The 3,111-nt window shown below is 69.8% G+C and carries 2 protein-coding genes; both read right to left on the bottom strand.

What is annotated here, in order from left to right; translation table 11 throughout:
• On the bottom strand, nucleotides 1-1,013 hold a 1,013-nt coding region (gene tssA / locus AC1DT6_RS40255), incomplete at its 3' end, for a type VI secretion system protein TssA (RefSeq protein ID WP_477112142.1).
• Between the two features lie 26 nt (nucleotides 1,014-1,039).
• Nucleotides 1,040-3,111 (bottom strand): ImcF-related family protein (locus tag AC1DT6_RS40250; protein ID WP_477115604.1); only part of this gene is annotated, 2,072 nt, incomplete at its 5' end.

Genomic DNA, 3,111 nt, shown 5'->3' with positions numbered 1-3,111 from the left:
GTGGCGAGCAGGTCGCGCGCGCGGGCATACTCGCCACCCGCCTGATCCTGGGCGGTGAAGGCGTAGTACTGCAAGTCCAGCCAGAAATGATTCGCGCCTTCGGCGAAGGCCTGCTCGACGCGGTCGAGGAGTTCCGGCCACTGCTTTTGCAGCATCAGGCGCTTGAGCTGGGCGCGCAGTTCGGCGCGCGGCGCCACCAGGCGCGTCTTGCCGCCGTGCTCGTGCGGCGGGATCTCGGTCAACGTATCCCACCGTACGCAGCGCATCAGGCGGTAGGCCGCGAGGTAGCCCTGCGGTTGCTGGCGCAGGTACAGCGCCATCTGGCGCGCCCGATCCAGCAGATCGCGCGTCGAGGCCACCTCGCCCAAGGCTGGCAGGACCGAGGCGGCCGCCGGCCCGGATGGCGCATCCCCACCAGGGTTGCCGGCGGCCGACGGTGACTCGACCCGGCCCTCGAAGCGACGGATGAGCCCATCCAGCGCCGGGCGAGCCGGTTCCGGCCACTGCGCCGTGCGCTCGAGAATCAGCGCCAGTGCCGACAGGGTACGTTCCAGCTGCGCGCCGGCCAGGCCCGGCACCCGGTCGAGCCGGTCCGTGAACGTCGCGCCGGCCAGCCATTCGAGTGCCGCCTTGCGGCTCTCGGCCCGGGCGGGCAGCAGCCGGGCGCCAAAACGGTCGACCAGTGCCGACAGCAACTCGAAGCCAGCGGCGACCCCTTCGGCGCCATCGCGCCGCATGCGCCCGTAGACGTAATACACGGCAAGGCGCACGTCCTTGGCGGTCAGCTTGAGCAGCCGCTCGGCGGACTCGACAATCAGCGTGTCGTTCACGCCGGACAGCTTGGCCACCTCCTCCTTGATGGCGAGGAAGTCGTCGTCGTAGCCCGGATCGTCGCCGGCCGGAGCGTCGGGACGGATGGGTTGCAGCCATGGGTCCCAGCGCGCCTGTGTGGAGCGAGCGAGATCCGCAGGGGCACGCGCGCCGAAGAGCGCGTTGAGGAGCTTGTTGAACATGGTTTGTCGTTTGTCCCTGTCTATCTCTACTTGCGCAGGGCGGGTGTATCGCGGGCCGCCGCCAGCGGCTCCCGGCCCACGAAGATCCGCGTTGGCAGCACAAAGCCCCGCAGCGCCAGCATCTCCAGCGGCCCCTGCCCGACCTCGGTACGCATCAGGTAGCGCACCGGATAGGTCACGTCCGCCGCAACAGGCGCCTGGGCGCTGCGCGCCGTCAGGCTGTCGGGATCTTCGGCGAAGGTCCGACCGTGCGCATCGGCCCGGTTCTCGGCAGGGGCCTTCGGTGCGCCTGGCCCTTCTAGCGTTTCCGGCGCATCCAGCGCGTCCGGCCTCGCCTGCCACGTCAGCTGGTAGTTCGCGCTATCCACCGGTTCGACGTGCGCGCGCTCCAGCATCCGCACCAGGCCCCAGCGGCCGCCGAACTCGTAGCTCTTGCTGGTGCCGGCGCGCTCGGTCTGCCATTGCAGCCGGGTACCCGGGTCCTGCAGGTTGTTGCCCGGCCAGCGCATTGCCTGCCATGTCTCGCGCTGGTTGTAGTAGTGCAGCGTCTGCCCATCGAGCGTCAGCAGCGTGTCGGTCAGGCCCGGGGTGGGGATCGGCTTGAACTCGAAGCGGTACTGCGGCTCGCCCTGCGCCAGCAGGTGCGCCGCCATGCGCTGCAAGGTGTTGATCGCGTTGAGGAAGGCCGGATCGAAGGACTGCGCCTGCCCGCCGGTAGCTGCCGGCAGCCACTGATCGCCCTGCAGCTCGAGCACGCCCGCCAGCTGCGTGCCGAGGAAGGACCCGATCAAGCCGCTTTGCGGGCGCAGGAAGCGCGCCAGCTCGGCCAGCGAGGCATCGTTGGCGGTGTCCGCAAACGGATAGCGTCCGGAGAACGAGCGGCTCCATGTCATCGCGATGCTTTGGCGCCACGCGTCGTTCAAGCTCGCCTGCGCCGGTCGCAGCACCGTCTGCGTCGCCTGCGCGATGGGCCGCACGAACAGCGTCTCGCCCATGCCCGCCCACTGGCTGCCGAGGCTCGCCGCCATCAGYTGCGCATAGGCCTGGGTGTCGGCCAGTTCCGAGCCCTTGCCCTGGAACAGCGCCTGCGCCATCTGACGGGCCTGCGCATCGGCATCGGCGCTGTTGCCGACCTGCTGCAGACGCAGRCGCAGTGCCGTCGCTCGGTCAAGGAACCGTTGCAGACTCAGGTCACCGCTGGTGCCCGCGCTGGCGCTGCCGGGCTGACCCTGCGTCACTAGCCGCAGCACCGGGCCAAAGGCCGCGCGCAGCGGCCCCGCCGCGTCCGGCTTCGCCACCTCGGGCCCCGCCGGCTTCTTGCCCAGCAGGTCCTGCGTCTTGGCCACCAGCGTATCGGACAGCGAGTCCTTGCGGGCGCCGGCGCCGCCCTGGTATTCGAGCGACTTCATCAGCGCGATCACCGGCGACTGGCGCGCGTCGGCCATCAGCTTGAGCTGCCCGATCGCGGCCGGCAGGGTCGGCGCGGCCTCCCATTGCAAGCTGTTCATGAAGCCCTGCCAATGCTCCGCGTAATCGGCGAAGTACTGCTCGGTCAGCGCCGCCTGCAGCGCTTCGGCCGATCGGCTCTCAGTCTGCAATGGCGGCTTGCCGTCGGTCAGCACCCAGTCATTGGCGATCTCCGTGCGCTTGGCGGCCTGCTCGATCGCGGGGGCGACATAGCCCTCATAGGCCTGCCGGGTGAAGACCCCCGGCACGATGGCCGCGGCTCGCACCAGCCCCCGGGGATCGGTGCCGGCGGTCAGCGCGGCCAGGGTCTGGTCCGGATACTTGCCGCCAGCGTGCTCACCAAAAGCCTGGATCACGCCCCGATAGACGGTGTCCTCGGCATTGCGCTCGCCGATCACGGCCAGCAGCGTCTGGCGGGCCCCGGCGACCAGTTCGGGCCGCGGCTCGATGTGCCCTGCCGGGTTGGACTGCAAGTGCTCCGCATAGAAGGTGAGCAAACGCTCGGCAAGATCCTGCCGCTCGCCCGGGGTCATCCGGGCATCGGTGGACCAGTGCTGCACCAGTTGCGGGGCCAGGAAAGCCGGCTCGGCGCGTTCGGGGTTGGCCAGCATCAAATAGGTCTTGAGCGCCT

This window comes from Cupriavidus sp. 01L45, from assembly GCF_056399885.1.
The sequence above is the reverse complement of the archived record's forward strand: the minus strand, read 5'-3'. Positions and strand labels throughout refer to the sequence as shown.